13 protein-coding genes are annotated in these 16287 nt (G+C 54.8%); 11 read left to right on the forward strand and 2 right to left on the reverse strand.

Translation table 11 applies throughout. From position 1 onward, the window contains the following. Window positions 1-121: 121 nt before the first annotated feature. The 6 genes from osmY to Q3A88_RS12480 all read left to right on the forward strand — a co-directional run bounded on the left by osmY (window position 122) and on the right by Q3A88_RS12480 (window position 4754). The gene (gene osmY, locus Q3A88_RS12455) at window positions 122-730 is read left to right on the forward strand and encodes a molecular chaperone OsmY (protein WP_014914026.1); all 609 of its coding nucleotides are present in this window, start codon (window positions 122-124) and stop codon (window positions 728-730) included. Window positions 731-883: 153 nt separating this feature from the next. Then, window positions 884-1045 (forward strand): DUF1328 domain-containing protein, encoded by a 162-nt coding sequence (locus Q3A88_RS12460; RefSeq protein WP_003019081.1) that lies wholly within the window; start codon window positions 884-886, stop codon window positions 1043-1045. A 160-nt stretch (window positions 1046-1205) separates the two neighbouring features. Continuing rightward, window positions 1206-1394, forward strand: coding sequence for a CsbD family protein (locus Q3A88_RS12465; protein WP_010284712.1), 189 nt, complete (start codon window positions 1206-1208; stop codon window positions 1392-1394). 114 nt (window positions 1395-1508) lie between these two features. After that, window positions 1509-2306, forward strand: a complete 798-nt coding sequence (locus Q3A88_RS12470) for a TatD family hydrolase (protein WP_233991207.1) — start codon at window positions 1509-1511, stop codon at window positions 2304-2306. A 303-nt stretch (window positions 2307-2609) separates the two neighbouring features. Beyond that, window positions 2610-3887 (forward strand): NupC/NupG family nucleoside CNT transporter, encoded by a 1278-nt coding sequence (locus Q3A88_RS12475; RefSeq protein ID WP_039548022.1) that lies wholly within the window; start codon window positions 2610-2612, stop codon window positions 3885-3887. 150 nt (window positions 3888-4037) lie between these two features. Continuing rightward, entirely contained in the window at window positions 4038-4754 is a 717-nt protein-coding gene (locus tag Q3A88_RS12480) for a 4'-phosphopantetheinyl transferase (RefSeq protein WP_014914029.1), read from the forward strand. Between the two features lie 32 nt (window positions 4755-4786). On the opposite strand, the gene Q3A88_RS12485 is transcribed toward Q3A88_RS12480, so the two are convergent. Continuing rightward, window positions 4787-6760 carry a TonB-dependent receptor domain-containing protein gene (locus Q3A88_RS12485; RefSeq protein WP_317178018.1) on the reverse strand — a complete coding sequence of 658 codons (1974 nt, stop codon included), beginning with the start codon at window positions 6758-6760 and terminating at the stop codon, window positions 4787-4789. Window positions 6761-7056: 296 nt separating this feature from the next. Beyond that, a complete protein-coding gene (locus tag Q3A88_RS12490; protein ID WP_317178019.1) occupies window positions 7057-8304 on the reverse strand; it encodes an MFS transporter in 1248 nt (415 codons plus the stop codon). A gap of 343 nt (window positions 8305-8647) precedes the next feature. On the opposite strand from Q3A88_RS12490, the gene Q3A88_RS12495 reads away from it, so the two are divergent. The 5 genes from Q3A88_RS12495 to dhbA are packed head-to-tail and all read left to right on the forward strand — an operon-like array spanning window position 8648 to window position 16267. Further along, a complete protein-coding gene (locus tag Q3A88_RS12495) occupies window positions 8648-9844 on the forward strand; it encodes an isochorismate synthase MenF (RefSeq protein ID WP_014914032.1) in 1197 nt (398 codons plus the stop codon). Beyond that, window positions 9841-11466, forward strand: coding sequence for a (2,3-dihydroxybenzoyl)adenylate synthase (locus tag Q3A88_RS12500; RefSeq protein WP_317178020.1), 1626 nt, complete (start codon window positions 9841-9843; stop codon window positions 11464-11466). Before Q3A88_RS12495 ends, Q3A88_RS12500 begins: the two co-directional genes overlap by 4 nt. A gap of 10 nt (window positions 11467-11476) precedes the next feature. Beyond that, window positions 11477-12352: an isochorismatase gene (locus Q3A88_RS12505; RefSeq protein ID WP_039557924.1), complete on the forward strand. Its 876-nt coding sequence runs from the start codon at window positions 11477-11479 to the stop codon at window positions 12350-12352. Further along, on the forward strand, window positions 12349-15492 hold the full coding sequence (locus tag Q3A88_RS12510; protein ID WP_317178021.1) for an amino acid adenylation domain-containing protein: 3144 nt from the start codon (window positions 12349-12351) through the stop codon (window positions 15490-15492). The genes Q3A88_RS12505 and Q3A88_RS12510 overlap by 4 nt, the downstream gene beginning before the upstream one ends. A gap of 7 nt (window positions 15493-15499) precedes the next feature. Next, window positions 15500-16267 carry a 2,3-dihydro-2,3-dihydroxybenzoate dehydrogenase gene (gene dhbA, locus Q3A88_RS12515; protein ID WP_317178022.1) on the forward strand — a complete coding sequence of 256 codons (768 nt, stop codon included), beginning with the start codon at window positions 15500-15502 and terminating at the stop codon, window positions 16265-16267. Window positions 16268-16287: the final 20 nt, after the last annotated feature.

Here is a 16287-nt window from a genome sequence, read left to right on the forward strand (position 1 = left end):
GGAATTATCGGAGTATTGATAACGTCATTATCACCTTGATTTGCTGATGACGGTGCAGGCGTTAACGTGACCCAAATCGGTTATTTCGGGTTTATAGAAGAGCATAAGAAGGAAGACATCGATGAAAAAGACCAAATTGACACAATCGCTGATCGTAGTTGCTCTGGGTTCTATTCTGGCTGGCGGTGCCATGGCTGAGGAAACGTTGGGGCAGAAAGTAGAACGTATCGCGGACACAACTGGTGCAAAAATCGATAGCTCCGCCAATAAAGCATCTGACTACGTCAGTGACAGCGCGATCACAGCAAAAGTGAAGAGTGCGTTGTTGGAAGACAAATCGATTACCAGCAGCGACATTTCCGTTGAAACATCAAATGGCGTCGTCACGCTGAGCGGCTTTGTCGGTAGTCAGGAATTGAGCACCCGTGCGGTGCAAATCGCGACGCAGGTTGAGGGCGTCCAGTCCGTCAGCGATAAACTGCAGGTGAAAGATTCCCAATCACAATCGGTTGGCGCTTATGCCGATGATGCTGTGATTACCAGCACGATTAAAGCCAAACTGCTGGCAGATGACATTGTTCCGTCCCGTAAAGTGAAAGTCGAAACGCAGGCTGGCGTCGTGCAGCTGAGCGGCGAGGTGGACAGCAAAGCGCAGTCTGATCGGGCTGAAAGTATTGCGAAGGCCGTTGACGGCGTGAAAAGCGTCAAGAACGACCTAGCAGTGAAATAACCGTCGCCATACCGTACAGGGTTATCCGTAATCGCGGATAACCCTACCTAATCCGCACAATAAAACACCACTTGTGGATACGCAGTCAGGACGCATGAAGCGCGTCAGGATGACCACCATGATTTTTCATTTTTTGTCTGGTAAGGAGAGCGTATGTTTCGTTGGGGCATTATATTTTTAGTCATCGCACTGATCGCGGCAGCACTGGGCTTCGGCGGATTGGCCGGTACAGCAGCTGGCGCGGCGAAAATCGTCTTTGTAGTCGGTATTATTCTGTTTCTGGTTAGCTTGTTCACGGGTCGAAAACGGCCGTAGCACAGCACCTTCTTTCATTCTTTCTCCACGGAAAGAAATGTCATACAGAGCACACAGCCGCGCCACGCGGCTGTCATATTTTACCGGCACATGATACAAATCTTTGACTAATACGACCCGCGTATTTGCTGCATTTCGACAGTTTATCAGGAGGGTTATGATGAATAGCGATATCGTTGTTGGCAAATGGAAACAGTGGAAAGGGAATTTCCTGGCACTGTGGGCTGATTGGTTTGACAGCGACTGTGCCTGGCTGGAAGGGAGTAATGATTACCTGTCCGGCGTCTTGCAAGAGGGTTACGGAAAAGCGCACGAAGAGGTATCCTCAGAGAAAACCACGCTACACTGAGGCCTCACCGCAACGACCAGTCCGATTCTGCCATGAGGCTTTGGCAGGGTATTACTTGGGCGTAGATTAGGTCGCCTCATCTTGACGGGCCTAATCTTGACGGAGAGAAGCAACGTGCTTTCTGAACGACACCGCTTTATCGATACCCACTGCCATTTCGATTTCCCCTTATTCTATGATGATGCACCGGAAAGCTTACGTCTGGCGCAAGACGCTGGGGTTGAGCGCATCATTATTCCGGCTGTGGCTTCTCAGCATTTTGAGCGCGTGTTGACGCTCGCTCGTACCTACTCTCCACTTTATGCCGCACTGGGTCTTCACCCGCTTTATATCGCTGAACATCAGGAAAGCGACCTGCTCCGTCTGGAAGAGGAACTGCGCCAGTTGCCTGTAACGCTGGTGGCGGTGGGGGAGATTGGGTTGGATCTCTATATGCCGGAACCGCAGTTTGAGCGACAGCTTACCTTTCTTGAGGCTCAGCTTCGGCTGGCGAAAAAATACGATCTCCCGACGATCCTGCACTCGCGACGTAGCCACGACAGGCTGGCGCAATTGCTCCGCCGTATCGACGTGCCGCGTACTGGCGTAGTTCATGGGTTTGCAGGCAGCCTGGCGCAGGCGCAGGCCTTTATCCGGCTGGGTTATTACATCGGCGTGGGGGGAACCATTACCTATGACAGAGCGAACAAAACGCGCCAGGCGATCGCGCGGTTGCCGTTAGATCGGTTGCTGCTGGAAACTGACGCGCCCGATATGCCGATGAGTGGCTATCAGGGGCAGCCCAACCGACCCGAGCGTATTTCGTGCGCGTTTCAAACGCTGTGTGAGCTACGTGCAGAACCGCCTGAAGAGATTGCCGAGGCGCTGTGGCAGAATTCATTCAAACTGTTTGGGCGGCTCACTCCGACATAACACCGCTACCGTTATGCTGCAACCATTCCCCGAAAGAGGAAGCCTGTTTGCTTCCGCTTTTCTCTTATTTCTGTGCAACAGCAGACAGAACAGTCATTCCGATTTCATATATCATCCATCAAATTGTGACGTAGATCACTTTTCAGCATTTTTGACTGTTCGATGTTGTGTGTATTTGTGACATAAATTAGCGACCTTTTCGGGCCACTCTTTATAATCGGCTCGCCAGGGCGTACTTACCGTTCTGGCGAAATGATTTTTTATTCTGTTTTCACTTTTTTCACGCGTTATAGGGAACTGCACATGCAACTCGTTATGAGTCTCATCGGCATGCTTGTTCTGATTTTGTTCGCGGTTATGTTGTCCAGTAATCGTAAAGCGATCAGATTGCGCACCGTAGTTGGTGCTTTCATTCTTCAGATTGGTATCGGTGCGCTGGTGTTGTATGTGCCAGTAGGACGCAAAATTCTGGAAGGACTGACGGGCGGTGTAGCAAACGTTATCGCCTACGGAAACCAAGGGGTTTCATTCATTTTTGGCGGTCTGGTTTCCGACAAAATGTTCGAAGTCTTTGGCGGTGGTGGGTTTGTTTTCGCATTCCGTGTTTTACCGATCATCGTCTTTTTCTCTTCCCTTGTGGCGGTACTGTATTACATGGGTGTGATGCAGTGGGTCATCCGTCTATTAGGCGGCGGGTTGCAGAAACTGTTGGGAACCTCCCGTACTGAATCGCTCTCTGCAACAGCCAACATCTTTGTTGGTCAAACGGAAGCGCCGCTGGTGGTTCGTCCCTATATCGCCAACATGACGCGTTCTGAGCTGTTTGCGGTGATGTGCGGTGGATTGGCTTCCATTGCGGGATCGGTGATGGCGGGTTATGCCCAGATGGGCGTGCCGCTGGACTACCTGATTGCGGCCTCCTTTATGGCGGCACCGGGTGGATTGCTGTTCGCCAAACTGATGGTGCCGGAAACGGAGAAAACGCACGATCATGACGAGATGGTTGGCTTTGTCGATGAAGACGATCGCCCGGCTAACGTCATCGATGCAGCGGCAAGCGGCGCGGCGTCCGGTATGCAACTGGCGCTGAATGTGGGCGCGATGCTGCTGGCTTTTGTCGCGTTGATTGCTCTTCTTAACGGCATTCTGGGCGGTATCGGTGGCTGGTTTGATTATCCGCAACTGTCGCTGCAACTGATTCTGGGATGGGTGTTCTCGCCCGTCGCTTTCTTGATCGGTGTACCGTGGCATGAAGCAACGGTTGCGGGCTCGTTCATTGGGCAAAAACTGATCGTCAACGAGTTCGTCGCTTACATGAATTTCAGCGAGTACCTGAAGGCAGATGATGTGGTTGCCGCTGCGGGCTTGCAGGTTCTGTCGGATCATACCAAAGCTGTGATTTCGTTCGCGCTGTGCGGCTTTGCTAACCTTTCGTCTATTGCTATCCTTATTGGAGGTTTGGGCAGTATGGCACCGACTCGGCGTCAGGATATTGCCCGCTTGGGTTTGAAAGCGGTTGCGGCAGGTACGCTTTCTAACCTGATGAGCGCCTGCATCGCAGGGTTCTTCCTGACCCTGTAAATGTAACCAGGCATTCTTGCAGTAGCGAGATGATGGGCGGCGAAAGTCGCCCATTGTTCGTTTAAGTCCCTACATTTTTCAGGGATTAAACGTGGCCTATGCAGCATTTACCGAATGCAGGTGCGATATGCTTGCCTGAGTTGGAGCAACATGCTTTCTGCTTTTATTGATGATGTTGAATGGATTACTTTTCCACGGGCAACGGACGGTGCCGCCTACCCAGGTATTACTGCTCGCTGCCATTTCCATTTGTCTGCCTACGACGACGCGCTTTTTGCCGAGGCGAACATTCCTTTCTCCGACGCGCTAGAACGCGCCGTACCGAAACGCCGCGCCGAATTTCTGGCCGGGCGCTGTGTCGCCAAACACGTGTTAAATAAGCTGGAACACCCTGATTTTGTTCTGCATAGCGGGGAAGACCGCTCGCCGCAGTGGCCGGGTAATATTGCCGGTTCGCTGAGCCATAACAAAGACAGCGTACTCTGCGCCGCACATTTACGGAGCGATGCGCTATCGTGCGTGGGGGTGGATATCGAAGGATTTATGTCTGACGAACGTGCGCAATCGCTGTGGCCCGGCATCATTGGTGATGAAGAATTCCAGTGGTTTCAGGAGCGGGAAGAAGCATTTAGCTGTTTGCTGACAATCAGCTTCTCAGCGAAGGAGAGCCTGTTTAAGGCGCTTTACCCGCAGGTCAGGCACTATTTCGATTTTCTGGATGCCAGACTAGTGGCGCTGGATATCACTAAACGCGAGTTTGAGCTGGAACTGCTGACCGATCTGACGCCGACGTTTTACGCCGGACGCCGTTTTAAAGGCGCGTATTTGTTAAGAGAGTACGATGTCACCACGTTTCTCTGCTGCTAAAAAAGCCCGCGTTAGCGGGCTAGAGTTATTGATCAGAACTTATAGCTCACGCCGCCGTACACCGTACGTCCAGACAGGAAATAGTCGTTGTCGGTAGCAACATAGTCCCGTTTTTCGTTAGTCAGGTTCGTGAGGCCCAGTTTCAGGTCTACGTTTTTAACCGGCGTATAGGTGGCACCGATATCCACGGTATTGAAGCCTCTGGTTCTAAGTACTTCTTTATCGCGCAGATATTGGTTACTGGTGTACTGATAGGACACATAGGTTGAGAGGTTATCCAGTGCCTGCCAGTTCAACTGCGTGTTAACCGTATTTTTCGGGGTTTGCTTCAGGCGTTTTCTGGTGGTGCGATCTTCGGCATCGACAACCGTCCAGTTGGTGGTCCAGTTCAAATCCTCTGTCAGATCGATCCAGAATGAAGTTTCAATCCCCTGAATTCGTGCTTTACTCACGTTGTAATAAGTAAGATTGGCTGGAGGAGTAGACCTGACACCATTCCAAGCCTCAGCTTGGATCATATCCTTGATATCATTATTAAATAAGGTAACGCCTCCGCCGAAGCGCTCAGCTTCATAGGCAGTACCGATTTCATAACTGATAGAGGTTTCTGCTTTGAGGTCTGGATTGCCTATGCGCCGGCAGAACATGCGGCAGTCCGCTTTGGAATAGCCTTTGGTAAATTGAGCCAGCGTTGGGGCTTTAAATGCCTTATTCACGCCGCCTTTGATCACCCAGTTGTCGGTTAAACTATAAGTGGCGTAAGCACGTGGGCTGAACTCGGTTCCATAAACCTCATGGTGATCGACGCGGCCACCAAACGTGAGCGCTAAATCAGCAATCTTGAACTCGTCCTGCAGGAAAAGGGCGCTTTGATTGACGTCTACTTTACCGCCTTTCATGTTCATGCTGTGTTCCAATGACGTTATGCGATATTCGCCGCCGCCGGTCAGAAGATGGTCTCCTAGATAGCCAGAAATCTGCCCATCAACCGTCTGATTATTCTGGGTAATGTCGGCTACGCTTTCATTGAGCTGAGAGTTGTCCATTAAGTCGATGTTTTCGTAGTAGTAGCGCAGCCGCGTATCGAAATTATCCCAGCTACCGTTATGTGTGAGTCCCAGAGCGAGGCGATCGATTTTTTGTGTATTATGAGCAGTGGCACCAAAGTTATTCCAGTCGACGAAACGGTCATCTTTGGTATAAGTCGCATCAAAATCCAGACTCTGCTGGGAATCGATCAACCACGTCAGGTTACCCAGCACGCTGTAGTTATCGCGTTTTTCCAAGGCATCTGAGTTGCGATTCTTAGATTGTTCGGTACGCCACGCATCGCGCTTGCCACCATCAACAATCAAACTACCCAGCAACGTATTTTCTATTAATGGCCCGCTGACGTAGCCATTCAAACGATTATTATCGCCGCCGGAGCCTTCTGTCGGTGCCTGAAAGTTATAGCCGATCTCACCAGCAACGTTCTCCCCCGGCTGACGCAGGATCACGTTTACCACACCGCCCAGCGCATCGGCACCGTACAGCGAAGACATCGGGCCACGAATCACTTCGATACGTTCAATGGCCGACATAGGAATGGAACTCAGATCGAAATCATTCCCCATATCGGTTGCGAGCGATTCTTGGGAGTTTATACGGCGACCATTTACCAGCAGCAGCGTGTAATCAGCCCGCATACCACGAATTTTGATTTCATTACGACCATAGGTGGATGACGGATTGATGTTAATCCCCGGCAGCTTTTTCACTGCGTCGGAAACGTTATTCACCGACATCTTTTCCAGCTCGGCGCGGGTGATAACAGAAACGCTGGCGGGCGCGCTCAGCGTGGTGTGTTTCGTCTGTGTTGCTGTCACGACGATTTTTTCATCTGCCGCGTTTTCTGCCTGTACGAGAGCTGGCAGTGCCAGTAACCCGGTCACCAGCAGGGCGCGATACACCTTGCTGTGTGGGAAATGATGATATGAAAAACGATTTTCCGGTTTTAGCTGCATGTCAAAGACCCCATCAAAGAGTGGAAAAATATCCCCGTAAATAGCGTGTTGTGTTGCGTATATTGCCGACCCACTCGTACGTGAATCGATCGGTTTATTGCCCTGTATACCCGTCATACTTCAAGTTGCATGTGCGTTGGCTACGTTCAAATACTCGGCCCGTCGTGGGCCTCGCCCTGAAGGGCCGCTGCAAGCAGCGTTCAAATCTGCTCCCGGCAGATTTGTCACCCGAATCACTTACCTGAGTAAGCTCATCGGGATTCCTTCTCTTGCCGCCTTCCTGAAACTCGAATTATTTAGGGTATTGTCTGTGCCGTTTGGCGTGCGGCCATCTTTCGGCTGCGTTCAGCCAGCTTCGGAATCAGGCGCATGGTTAGCAGCATGGCGGCCAGCGCAAATACGGTGCTGGCGATAGCAAGCTGCGAGAAGCCGTCAATTTTTCCCTCGGCAGAGGTGCTCAGATAAGCTGCAGAAGCGACGCTGGCAAGCCCCGACGCCACGTTGGCCGCGGTTCCCTGATAGGACATAAACGCGGCGCGCTGATGTGGCAGCGGAATACCCGCGGTAATCGCCAGCGTGCTGCTGGAGCGGGCTGCGCTGAGCGCCATGAACAGGGTGAACACCAGATACAGGGAAAGTGAAAAAGGCAAAACGAAACCGCAGAGAATCACAACGGCCAGCAGCAGCGTCGTCACCACGATTGTCCGGCTGGCATAGCCGCGATCCAGCAGATTGCCGCACAGCTGCATGGTCACCATACTTGCCAGCCCGCCGCAGAGATAGAGCAGGGAAATATCATCCCGTGGGAACGCCAGATTGAACTGAAAGTAGTTAGAAAAATGGGGGATCAGCAGGAAATGGCCGAACATTTGCAGCGACATGATCGTCAACCCCAATAGGAAAAGAGGCGATGCCAGCAGGTCATGTAATACCGAAGCGGGCACTGCCGTGGGTGATGAACCTTGCTGAACCCGATGCGTCGGCGGCATGGAAGGAAAAAACCACAGCACTAACAGCGCCAGTAGCAGGCCGCCGAGGCCGAAAATATAAAACGGTGCTTGCCAGTTAATACGGTGAGCCAGCTCCAGCGACAGCGGCATGATGACAATCGCCGCGAGCGAAAAACTCATACCGACATAGGCCAACTGCTTGCCGCGCTCGTTGGCAGGCACAATATCGACAACCGCCGCCATCAGGACGCCAGATGCTGGCCCGGCCACGCAGCCCGCCAGAATAAACAGCAGTAAAAGATGAGTTTGGCTGGTGGCAAACATGCAGGCCGCCGTCAGGCCGAAGCGCAGGGTTAGCAGCACGATCAGAGCATGTTTACGGTTAAATCTGTCCAGATAGGGAGCGGCGAGGAAGCCGACGATGGCAGAAGCAAACGTTGCGCCGCCGCTAATGTAGCCGATGTTCTTAGCATCCATGGACAGTGCGCTGATGAAATCAGGGCCCAACGGCATCACCATCATCAGGCTACCGAGGGAAAGCATGTTGATTAGCAACGCCAGATGCACAACAGATCGGGTGTGCGGGCGGTACATGCTTTCATCCATGACAGGCTCACATTTAGACACAGTTAGTAAAATATTTGCGCAGTCTAGCGCAGCTTAATTTTCCTGACAATGAATGATAAGTATTTTCATTATCATCTGTGATGTGGGTTTTATAATCAATACATTCCTGTTGCTAATCATTATCCATTCTGAAACATGCACAAAAAAATTGATTAATATCAATTTAACCCCTAATTACTGGGCGTGAATAACCATTTTGTGGAAGGATTGACCGAACACGTTACTTCAGTGTAATTTAACTGCGCTTAATATAAATGATAATGATTTTAATAATCATTGGTATTTAATTTGCGAGCGCAGGAGCTGTCTTGTGGATACACTGATTACAGAAACTGAAGCATCTAGCGGACTCACCTATTCGGAACAGACCGCTTTTTTATATGCATCGGAACACCGAAGCCTGTCTACTTCTGGCTTATTTGAACGTATTTCTTCCCCTGTTTGTGTTCCGGGCTCGCACGATGACAGGCTTAGCCCTGCAATCGCGCAGGCATTCCAGCGAGCGCGTCAGGCAGGGCAGTCGCTGCCTATTGTTGTGGGGGCGATTCCCTTTGATACCACGCAACCGTCTTGTCTCTATATCCCTGATAGTTATACCGTTACGACGAAATCTGAACTCGTCAGCCGTGCCCGTAAGCACACGGCGGCGGGTCCTACCGCGTTAACGTTAAACAGCGTCCCGGACGAATGTCAGTTCAAGTCCATCGTGGCAGAGGCCGTTGAGCGCTTCCGCCGTGGTGAACTGAGCAAAGCGGTGCTGTCACGTATTCTGGACATCGAGCTGGCGAGCCCCGTTAAGGCGCAAACGATCCTCAATAACCTGATGGTGCAGAACGCCGGTGGATACCACTTCTCACTGCCGCTGCCGGATGGTTCGGTATTGCTGGGGGCGAGCCCGGAACTGCTGCTGCGTAAGCAGGGGAATGTCATTGTCTCTAATCCGCTGGCGGGATCGGCGCGACGAATGAACGATGAACATCTGGATTACCTGAACAGCCAGCGCCTGCTGAAGTCGGGTAAAGACAAGCACGAGCACAAGCTGGTGGTGGACGATATCCGCCAACGCCTGATGCCGCTGTGCGCATCGTTAACGATTCCATCGGTCCCTTCGCTGATGCACACCGCCTCCATGTGGCACCTGTCTACCGCTATCCGCGGTGAACTGGCGAACCCAGAGATGACGGCGCTTCAGGTCGCCTGCCAGCTCCATCCGACCCCCGCATTGTGCGGCTTCCCCACGCAGGAAGCGCGCCAGTTGATCGCCGAGCTGGAACCGCACGATCGTGGCGTATTCAGCGGCATCGTCGGCTGGTGTGATGCCAACGGCGATGGTGAATGGGCGATAGCGATTCGCTGCGGCACCATCAAACACAACAAAGTCCGCCTGTTTGCCGGCGCTGGCATTGTTGAGGCGTCCGTCCCCGAGGATGAATGGGCTGAGACCGCCGCCAAATTAAACACGATGCTGAATGCGTTTGGGCTTAACTCAGGTGTGGATGGACTATGAGCATTGAATTTACGCCCTGGCCAGAGGAACTGGCGCAGCGTTATCGCGACAAGGGATACTGGGTTGGCCTGCCGCTAACGGATGCCTGGGAGCGCCACCTGGCGACGCAGCCTGACGCCGTTGCGGTGGTGTGCGGCGAGCGGCAATGGAGCTATCGCGAGCTGGATCGGCAATCTTCCGCGCTGGCAGCGCGCCTGACGGAAAGCGGCCTGCGCTGCGGCGACACCGCGCTGGTGCAGTTACCGAACGTGGCCGAATTTTACCTGACCTTTTTTGCGTTGCTGAAAATGGGCGTCGCGCCAGTTAACGCGCTGTTCAGCCATAACAAGCTGGAACTGCTATCGTACGCCACGCAGATCGAACCGCGTTTACTGATCGCCTCGGCTGAACATCCGCTGTTCGGTAACGGTGAGTTTCTGGATCGGCTACAGACGCAGGTTCCCCGTCTGCAAACGGTGGTGATGCTCGGCGACAGCCCGCTGGGGCACAGTCTGTCAGACTGGCTGCAGCCGTGTGTGTCGACCAGCCAGTATCAGCCTTCTGCATCGGGGCAGGTCGCTTTCTTCCAGCTTTCTGGCGGCAGTACCGGTACGCCGAAGCTGATTCCCCGCACCCATGATGATTATTACTACAGCGTGCGCCGCAGTGTGGAAATTTGTGAGCTGACGCCTCAAACCCGCTACCTGTGCGCCTTGCCCGCGCCGCATAACTTCCCGCTAAGTTCGCCCGGTTCGCTCGGCGTATTTTACGCCGGTGGACGTGTCGTACTGGCACCCGATCCGGGGGCGATGACCTGTTTCCCGCTGATCGAACGCCATCAGATCGATATTACCTCGCTGGTTCCTCCCGCTGCCGCGCTGTGGATCCAGGCGGCCGAACAATTTGGTGACGCGCTACGTAGCCTGAAGATCTTGCAGGTGGGTGGTGCAAAGCTGAGTGAAACCGTCGCCCGTCGTATTCCGGCGGTGTTGGGCTGTCAGCTACAGCAAGTGCTCGGCATGGCGGAAGGGCTGGTGAATTACACCCGACTGGACGACAGCGACGAGCACACTTTCACGACGCAAGGCTATCCGATGAGCCCGGACGATGAAGTGAAAGTGCTGGATATCGACGGCAATCCGGTGCCGAGAGGCGAGGCCGGGCTGCTGGCGACGCGCGGCCCGTATACCTTCCGTGGCTATTACCGCAGCCCGGAACACAATGCCCGCGCCTTCGACAGTGAAGGCTTCTACCACTCGGGCGATGTGGTGCAGATGACCGAAGATGGCTATTTGCGCGTGGTCGGGCGGGAGAAAGATCAGATTAACCGAGGCGGTGAAAAGATTGCCGCGGAAGAGATCGAAAACCTGCTGCTCAAGCATGACGGCATTCTCCATGCCGCGCTGGTGTCCATGCCCGATCCGGTCATGGGCGAAAAGAGCTGCGCTTTTCTGGTGGTCAGCGATCCCTCGCTGAAAGCTATCGCGTTAAGAAAATATCTTCGCAATCAGGGTATTGCTGAATTCAAACTGCCGGACCGCTTCGAGATGATCGACACCTTGCCCGTTACGCCGGTCGGCAAGATTGATAAGAAATTGCTTCGTCAGCGCATCCAGACCCAACTTAGCACTCAAAATAAATAAGGATTTTGTGATGGCAATCCCTTCTATTGCTTCTTATCCCCTGCCGCGCGCACAGGATTTCCCTGAGAACAAGGTTTCCTGGGCATTTGAACCTGAGCGCGCGGTGCTGCTGATTCACGACATGCAGGATTATTTCGTGAATTTCTATGGCGCGGACAGCCCGCTGGCGCAGCAGTTGATCGAGAACATTGTGGCGTTGCGAACCTACTGCAAAGCACAGGGGATTCCGGTGGTGTATACCGCGCAGCCGAACGCACAAAGCGCGGCTGACCGGGCGCTACTGAACGATATGTGGGGCGCAGGGCTGAATAATCATCCTGAAAAACAACGCGTCGTGAGTGCGCTGGCACCGGATGAGCACGACACGGTACTGGTGAAGTGGCGCTACAGCGCATTCCACCGTTCACCGCTGGAACCGATGATGAAAGAGATGGGTAAAGATCAGCTGATTATCTGCGGCGTTTACGGGCATATCGGCTGCATGATTACCGCGACGGATGCCTTCATGCGCGACATCAAGCCGTTCATGGTCGGCGATGCGGTGGCGGATTTCTCACTTCAGGAACACCAGATGGCGCTGAAATATGTGGCGACGCGCGCCGGACGGGTGGTTAGCACGGCAGAACTCACAGGAGCAAAAATGGCACAGGCACTGACGAAACAAGGACTGAGAGCGCATCTGCTGACCTTGATCGACGAAGAAGAAGATCAGTTCGATGAAGATGAAAACCTGATCGACTACGGTCTGGATTCGGTGCGGATGATGTCGCTGCTGACCGAATGGCGCAATCAGGGTGTTACGCTGAGCTTTGTCGATCTGGCGCGCAACCCTAGCCTGAATGCCTGGTGGGCGCTGATCGAAAAACAGCAGGGAGCTGCATCATGAAGCCGTTGAGCGTTGCGCAGCACGGGCTGTGGTTAGGCCATGCCCTGAACGATGATAAAGCGACGTTCAACACGGCGGAGTGCATCGCGTTTGATGGCAAGGTTGATATTGAAGCCATGCTGAGCGCGATCCGTCAGGCGGTCATGGAGTGCGAGTGCCTGTACTGCCAGTTTGTTGAAGTGGCGGGTGAGCACGCCGACCAGCCGGAAATCGGCTTTGTGGCTTCACAACTGCCGGTGCCGATTGGCGTGCTGCCGATTATTGAACTGTTGCCTGCGCCGATGAAGGATGAAGAGCAGACGATACGCCAGTGGGCGCGTGAGGAAATCGCCCAGCAGCTGGATCTGCTGAACGGATTACCCTGTCGCTTTGCGCTGCTGTGCGGTGAAAAGCGCGATTTTCTCTACAGCTGCGTGCACCACATTGCGCTGGACGGCTTTGGCACGACGATGCTGTTTCAACGCATCGCCCAGATCTATACCGCGCTGACGGCGGGGCAACCCGTGGCGGTGGCGGAGTTCGGCCCGTTCAGCGAAGTGCTGGAAGAAGAACAGCAGCGCGATGCCAGCGGGCAGACGGCGCAGGCGCGCGATTTCTGGCTGGAAACGCTGAACGCGATGCCGGAACCGGCCAGTTTCAGCGAGAAGAAAGCACCGATTGCGGCGCGTTTTTTACGCCAGAGCAGCGTGTTGCCGACGAATATCTGGCAGCCGCTGACCGCGCTGTGTGAAGGCAATAAAATCAGCTGGCCGGATCTGTTTCTGGCGATGCTGGCGACGCACCTCAAGCTGGTGTCCGGCAGCGACAGACTGACGTTCGGCATGATGGTGATGAACCGTATCGGTTCCGCCTCGCTGACGGTGCCGAGCATGCAGATGAATATTGTGCCGCTGTGCATTCAGGTGGATGAGCAGGCGGACTTTGTCACACTGGCACAGCAGGTTGCCCGCACCAAACGCACGCTGCGTCGTCATCAGCATTATCGCTATGAGCATTTACGGCGCGATCTGAACCGCGTCGGCGGTGAACAGCGGCTCTTCGGCCCGCTGATCAATATCATGCCGTTCGATCATCCGCTCAGTTACGGATCGCTGTCGTCCAGCACGCTGAATCTCAGCGCCGGACCGGTAGAAGATCTGACGATCGAGATCCACTTCAAACCCGATGGCACACCGGTATTGGATTTTGATGCCAACCCGGCCTGTTACAGCGCAGAAGCGCTTGCCAGCCTGCAGGAAACGCTGTTCACGCTGCTTCAACGCTGGCTGGCACAGCCGCAGCAGACCAGCGGCGAGCTGTTGGGACGCTGGCTGCGTGAAGAACGCGAACTGGCGCTGATCACCAGCCGCGAGCCTGAACCTTTTGTCGAACCGGTTCTGACGGCGATTGCCAAGCAGGCGCGTAAAAACCCGCATCATCCAGCGCTGACGCAGCGCGACCGGCAGTACAGCTACCAGCAGTTGCTGGATCTGAGCGGTCAGGCTGCTGCGGCGCTGCATGAGCGCGGCGTTCAGCCCGGTGAACGCATCGGCATCATGCTGAACCGCAGCCCGGAAACCATCATTTGCCTGCTGGCCGTGATGCAGTGCGGCGCGGTGTATGTGCCGCTCGATCCTGAACAGCCGCACGAACGTCAGCAGCACATCATCCAGATTGCCGAGCTGCGTACGATTGTGACGCAGGCGGACTACCAGCATCGGCTGGCGTCGGTCTTTTCCGGCGAGATCGTTCTGGCGGGGCATCTTCTGTCATCCAGCGCACAGGCTGCCGCGCTGCCGCCTGTGGAAGCGAGAGACGGGCAGATTGCCTATGTCATGTTCACATCAGGATCGACCGGATTGCCGAAGGGTGTGGAGATCGGCGCTGACGCGTTAGATCACTTCACGGCGGCGGCACGTCAGCGCTACGGCCTGCGAGCGGCGGATCGCGTGCTGCAATTTGCCCCGTTCAATTTCGATGCCAGCATCGAAGAAATTTTTGCCACGCTGACCAGCGGTGCGACGCTGGTGTTGCGTACCGATGAGATGCTGGAGTCGATTCCGACCTTTGTCGAGCAGGTCGAAGAGCAGGCGATTACGTTGCTCGATCTGCCGACCGCATTCTGGAATGAGTGGGTGGTGGGGCTGAAAACCGGCACGCTGACCATGCCTTCCGCACTACGTGCCATCATCATCGGCGGTGAAGCGGTGTACCCCGAACAGCTGGCGCAGTGGCAGCGTCAGGCACCGAACACGCTGCGCTTAATCAACACCTATGGCCCAACCGAAACCACGGTGGTGGCGACCAGTTGCGATCTGCAAACGCAGCCTGCCGATGTGGCGCAGCTTCCTATCGGTCTGCCGCTGGCGGGTGTCAACGCGCTGATTCTGGCGGCGGGCGACCGCCCTGCGGCAGAAGGGGAACTGGTGCTGCTGGGGCCAACGCTGGCGGCGGGTTACATCGGTACAGAACACACGGCGTTTACGCAAATAGCGGTGGGCGATCGGGATCTTCCGGCTTACCGCACGGGTGACAGAGTCCGGCTAGAAAAAGGACAACTGCTGTACCTCGGACGTATGGACAACGAATTTAAAATCAGCGGCTACCGGATTCAGCCAGGGGAAGTCGAAGCCCATCTTCTGGCGCAGCCGGACGTTGATGAAGCCTGCGTGCAGGGCATTGTTTACCCCAACGGCGTGCGGCGTCTGGTGGCATTTGTCGCCACGAAAGCTGGCGAGATTGATGCGCGTGCGCTGAAACAGCGTCTGGGCAGCGTGTTGCCGCCGGCGATGATCCCGACCGATTATCGCGCCTTCCGCCAGTTGCCGAAAACGGGCTCCAACAAGGTCGATCGCAAGCGTCTATTAGCGGAATACCGCGATGAGGCACCGGCGCAGGCGTTAGCCAGCGAAACCGAGAATCGGGTTAGCGCCATCTGGCAGCAGATCCTCGGCGTGTCGGGGATCCAATCGCGGGATAACTTCTTCGAACTGGGCGGACAGTCGTTGCAGACCATCCAGATCGTCAACCGTCTGGCCGCCGAATTTTCCGTCAGCATCAAGGTGTCTGATGTGTTCGATCATCCCCAGCTCAGCGACTTCTGCCGCTATCTCGACGACAGGCTGTCACAGGATGAAAACAGCGTGGAAATGGTGTGGTAGGGAAAAGATGAACAAGGCACAACCTCTTCAGTTTGATTTCAGCGGCCAGACCGTCTGGGTCACCGGTGCGGCGAGCGGCATTGGCGAAAGCATTGCCCACCAGTTTGTCGCACTGGGCGCGAACGTGATCGGCTTCGACCGCGCATTCCGACATTACGATCATCCGTTTACCTGTGTGACGCTGGATATCAGCGAACCGGACAGCGTGGCGGCGGTCTGTCGCCAGCAGTTGGCGGAAACAGGGCTCGACGTGCTGGTCAACGCCGCCGGGATTCTGCGCCTGGGTGACATCGACGCGCTGAGCGTGGACGACTGGCACCAGTGCATTAACGTCAACGCCTCTGGTGCGTTTTACCTGCTGAACGCACTGGTTCCGCATTTCAAGCAGCAGCGCCGTGGCGCGATTGTATGCGTGGGCTCCAATGCTGCGCATGTTCCCCGTCTACAGATGGCGGCGTACTGCGCTTCAAAAGCGGCGCTCACCAGCCTGTCTCACTGTGCCGGTCTGGAGCTGGCACCTTACGGTGTGCGCTGCAATCTGGTGTCGCCGGGCTCGACGGATACGCCGATGCAGCGCGGCATGTGGCACAGCGCTGATGCCGAACAGCGCACTATCGCGGGCTTTCCTGACCAGTACAAACTGGGGATTCCGCTGGGCAAGATTGCTCAGCCGGAAGAGATTGCCAATACCGTGGTTTTTCTGGCTTCCGATCTGGCCAGCCACATCACCATGCAGGACGTGGTGGTGGATGGCGGGGCAACGCTGACGGCCTGATTTGCTGAGAGAGTGACAAG

The sequence above is a fragment of the Pectobacterium sp. HCp5_1 genome, assembly GCF_032905925.1.
Classification (GTDB): Bacteria; Pseudomonadota; Gammaproteobacteria; order Enterobacterales; family Enterobacteriaceae; genus Pectobacterium; species Pectobacterium brasiliense_A.

Excerpts from the sequence above, each read along its gene's own strand:
- osmY (WP_014914026.1), top strand. The coding sequence starts at position 122 with ATGAAAAAGACCAAATTGACACAATCGCTGATCGTAGTTGCTCTGGGT.
- Q3A88_RS12460 (WP_003019081.1), top strand. The coding sequence starts at position 884 with ATGTTTCGTTGGGGCATTATATTTTTAGTCATCGCACTGATCGCGGCA.
- Q3A88_RS12465 (WP_010284712.1), top strand. The coding sequence starts at position 1,206 with ATGAATAGCGATATCGTTGTTGGCAAATGGAAACAGTGGAAAGGGAAT.
- Q3A88_RS12475 (WP_039548022.1), top strand. The coding sequence starts at position 2,610 with ATGCAACTCGTTATGAGTCTCATCGGCATGCTTGTTCTGATTTTGTTC.
- Q3A88_RS12480 (WP_014914029.1), top strand. The coding sequence starts at position 4,038 with ATGCTTTCTGCTTTTATTGATGATGTTGAATGGATTACTTTTCCACGG.
- Q3A88_RS12485 (WP_317178018.1), bottom strand. The coding sequence starts at position 6,760 with ATGCAGCTAAAACCGGAAAATCGTTTTTCATATCATCATTTCCCACAC.
- Q3A88_RS12490 (WP_317178019.1), bottom strand. The coding sequence starts at position 8,304 with ATGTACCGCCCGCACACCCGATCTGTTGTGCATCTGGCGTTGCTAATC.
- Q3A88_RS12500 (WP_317178020.1), top strand. The coding sequence starts at position 9,841 with ATGAGCATTGAATTTACGCCCTGGCCAGAGGAACTGGCGCAGCGTTAT.
- Q3A88_RS12505 (WP_039557924.1), top strand. The coding sequence starts at position 11,477 with ATGGCAATCCCTTCTATTGCTTCTTATCCCCTGCCGCGCGCACAGGAT.
- Q3A88_RS12510 (WP_317178021.1), top strand. The coding sequence starts at position 12,349 with ATGAAGCCGTTGAGCGTTGCGCAGCACGGGCTGTGGTTAGGCCATGCC.
- dhbA (WP_317178022.1), top strand. The coding sequence starts at position 15,500 with ATGAACAAGGCACAACCTCTTCAGTTTGATTTCAGCGGCCAGACCGTC.